The 3,775-nt window shown below is 73.5% G+C and carries 2 protein-coding genes and 1 pseudogene; all 3 read left to right on the top strand.

Annotated elements, in window-relative coordinates; translation table 11 throughout:
* Positions 1-100: 100 nt before the first annotated feature.
* The gene (locus tag ABT084_RS37740) at positions 101-538 is read left to right on the top strand and encodes a GNAT family N-acetyltransferase (protein WP_351054333.1); all 438 of its coding nucleotides are present in this window, start codon (positions 101-103) and stop codon (positions 536-538) included.
* 138 nt (positions 539-676) lie between these two features.
* Positions 677-2,098, top strand: a complete 1,422-nt coding sequence (locus tag ABT084_RS37735) for a S8 family peptidase (protein WP_351054330.1) — start codon at positions 677-679, stop codon at positions 2,096-2,098.
* A gap of 1,542 nt (positions 2,099-3,640) precedes the next feature.
* Positions 3,641-3,775 (top strand): annotated as a pseudogene (locus ABT084_RS37730) (nucleoside triphosphate pyrophosphohydrolase); the annotation flags it as partial.

Genomic DNA, 3,775 nt, shown 5'->3' with positions numbered 1-3,775 from the left:
CCCACGACCGGGCAGCAGCAAGTTCCCCACCCATGAACTGAACAACGACCGACCTGCCCAACCGTCACGGCAAACACCGTTGCAGTACTAGGCTGCCCGCATGGACATCCGCCGCGCCCGCACCGTCGCCGAACTCGTCGCCGCCGAAGGCCTCTTCGACGGCCCCGCCCGCGAGGACCGGGCCGCCCGCTTCCTCGCCGCCGCCGGGCACCTGATGCTCATCGCCTACGTGGACGGCGTACCGGCGGGCATGGTCTCCGGCGTCGAGATGAGCCACCCGGACAAGGGCACCGAGATGTGCCTGTACGAGCTGAGCGTGGACGAGGGGTACCGGCGCCGCGGCATCGGGCGCGAGCTGACGCGCGCGCTCGCCGACGAGGCCCGGGCGCGCGGCTGTTACGGCATGTGGGTGGGCGTGGACACCGACAACGAGGCGGCGCTCGCGACGTACACCTCCGCCGGCGCCGTGGACGAGGGCGTCTTCACGATGCGCGGCTGGGCCCTGTCCGCCGACGCGCCCTCGACGCCGGCCGGCTGAGGGCCGTCCCCCGCGGCGGGCCACCCTGACCCCACCCGTCACACCCGTCACGCCGCGCCCCCCCCTTGGGCGGCGTGTCGTGCGCCCACTCGGCGCACCCTCCGCGCGCACCGCCGCCACCTGGCCGAGCATCGCCGCATGACCGCAATCACCGCGCTGCTCCCCGCCGCCGCCCTCCTGGCGGCGACAGCCCTGCCCCTGCAGACAGATACCGGCGCGAGCAGCGGCCACGACGGCGCCACCGCGCCCTACGTCGTCGTCCTCAAGGACACCGTCCCGCGCGCCCTCACCCACGCCCTGGCCGCCGAGGCCACGAAGGCGGGCGACACCGTCAGCCGGGTGTACGACACCGCCCTGAGCGGCTTCGCCGTACGCACCAGCGCGGGCCGGGCCGCCGAACTCGCCGCCGACCCGCGGGTCGCGTCCGTCGAGCCGGACGCCCTCGTCCACACCACCTCGGCGCCCGGCGGACCCGGAGCGCCCGGTTCCGAGACCCCGGCGCCCTGGCAGCTGGACCGCCTCGACCAGAGCGCGCTCCCGCTCGACGGGGTCTACGCGTACCCGGGGACCGGCGCGGGCGTGCGGGCGTACGTCATCGACACCGGGATCAACACCGCGCACACGGAGTTCGGCGGCCGCGCCGTCTTCGGGGTCAACGAGACCAGGGAGGCCGCCCAGGACCTCAACGGCCACGGCAGTCACGTGGCCGCAAGCCTGGGCGGCGCCACCTACGGGGTGGCCAAGGGGGTCAGCCTGATCGCGGTCAAGGTGGCCGACCGGCGGGGCAGCGGGAGCGTCTCCGACATCATCGCGGGCATCGAGTGGATGATCACCGATGCCCGCAAGGCCCGGCGGGCGGGCGGACCGCCCGCCGTCGCCAACATGAGCATGGGCGGCAGCCACAGCTTCGGCATGAACCGGGCGGTCACCCGGGCCGTCGCCTCCGGCGTCACCTTCACGGCCGCCGCGGGCAACGACGGCCGCAACGCCTGCTACTCCTCCCCCGGCAGCACCCCGAGCGCCCTGACGGTCGGCGCGACCGACGCCACCGACCGGCGGGCCTTCTTCTCCAACTACGGCGCCTGCGTGGACCTCCTCGCCCCCGGCGTGCGCGTCACCTCGGCCTGGAAGGGCGCCGCGAACGCCGTCCAGACCCTCTCGGGCACCTCCATGGCCGCCCCGCACGTCGCCGGTACGGCCGCCCTGATCCTGGCCGCCGGGACCGCGAAAACCCCGGCGGAGGTGGCCCGGGTGCTCCTCGGGAGCGCGGTCCGCGGCCGGATCACCGACCTGCCCGCGGGCACCCCGAACCTCCTCCTGCACACCCCGGCCGCGCCCGTGACGGCACCCGCCCCGGCCACCCCCGTACCCGCCCCGGTGACGACTCCCGCACCCACCCCCACCCCGTCCGCACCCGCCCCGGTGACGGCTCCGGTCCCCACGCCCACCCCGGCCGTGCCCGCTCCGGCCGCGTCCGCGCCCGTACCCGCGCCGGTGACCGCACCCGTACCCGCGCCCGTCGTCCCGCCGGCCCAGGCACCGGTGACTCCGCCGGCCTAGCCTCCACCGCACCCCACCGGAGGTCACGGCACGCCACCGGAGGTCACGGCACGCCACCGCAGGTCACCGCACCCGCTCACCCCACTCGCCCCACCCGCGACCCCACCGACCAGTCGGTACTCCGCCCGCTCCCCGCCCCGTTCTGATGGGACATCAATTTCTGAGTGCTTCGGGCGAAAGCAAGTCATTGACTTCTCATCACCGCGACGCGTCAATATCGGCCACCGCACCGGCTCGGCCTCTCCCCCACAGCGGGTGGGGGGAGGGTTCGTTTGACGAAGGAGTCGCGACCCAGTGAGTACGACAACGTTCCGACGAAGAGTTCTGGCCGGGGCGGGCGCCCTTTCCCTGGCCCTGACGGGTGGCGTGGTGGGCCTGGCGGGGACGGCGCAGGCAGCGACCAAGACCACCCCGGTCGCCATGAAGTGCGTCGCCCCCGCGCCGCAGCCCGGCGCCAACGGCAACCAGGACTACACGATCACGCTCCCGGACGGCGCCAAGGCCGGGCAGTCCGTGCCGATCACCATCGATCCGGGCGAGACCCCGGTCATCCCGATGTTCACGATCGACACGGTCAACACCATCAAGGCCAAGCTGTTCGTGGGCGGGGTCGCCCAGACCGTCACGAGCCCGGCCGTGCCCAGCCACCAGGAGGCCAACAAGAAGTCCGACCCGCCGGCGTTCAGCGGGAACATCACCATCCCGGACGGCACCGAGGGCACCACCGTCCAGATCACCATCGACACGGTGGTCACGGACGCGGACCTCGGCGGCACCATCTACACCACGACCTGTACGCCCGACCCGCGTCCCAGCGGCTCGGTCGGCTCGGTCGCCGTGGAAGCCCTGCCCAAGGACCCGATCACCACGAAGGTGACGCCCAACAGCGGCAAGGCGGGCACCGCCGTCGTCGCCACCGGCGCCAACTTCCCCGCCGGTCCCGTCACCTGCTCCGCCCTCCTCGGCGGCGCGGCGACCGGTGACACGGGCACGGGCACGGCCGACGCCTCGGGCGTCGCCACCTGCAACATCACGGTCACCAAGAAGGCCGACGCGATCAAGATCGACGGTTCGGTCACCCCGTACAAGTCCTTCGTGTTCCTGGAGGACCAGGCGGGCGTGAAGAACCCGGTGGACGTCGAGGTGCTCCCCGGCCCGCTGGCACTGGGCCCGAAGGACGGGCAGCCCGCCGTCAGCTTCGGCTCCGTCACCATCAACGGCAAGGCCCAGTCGGTGGTCGGCATGTTCAACGCCGCGACCGTCCAGGACTTCCGCGGCGGCACCCTCGGCTGGGACGTGACGGCGACCCGTACGCCGTTCCTGAACCAGACCACCGGCCACTCCATGGCCAAGGCCCAGATCGGCATCCAGCCGACCTGCACCGTGACCAACGCGGACAGCCCGAGCACCTGCTCCGCGGGTACCCCCGGCGCGATCACGGACACCCCGATGAAGGTGGCCTCGCAGGCGGCCGGCGGGGACGAGCTGACCGGTGGTGAGTTCGCCGTCGGCGGCGCCGGGATGATCCAGCTCCCGCCGTTCATGTTCGCCGACACCTACCAGTCGGTCGTGACCTTCTCGGTCGCCAGTCACCGGGTCGCCCCCGGCCTGCTGTCCTGGTCGGCGTGGCAGACCCTGCACGCGGCGGACCGGGTGCTGTGCGCCGACGCCGCGAAC

The organism is Streptomyces sp. NPDC002138, from assembly GCF_040296485.1.
GTDB lineage: Bacteria > Actinomycetota > Actinomycetes > Streptomycetales > Streptomycetaceae > Streptomyces.
Note: the sequence above shows the minus strand (reverse complement) of the source record. Positions and strands in the feature narration are given on the sequence as shown.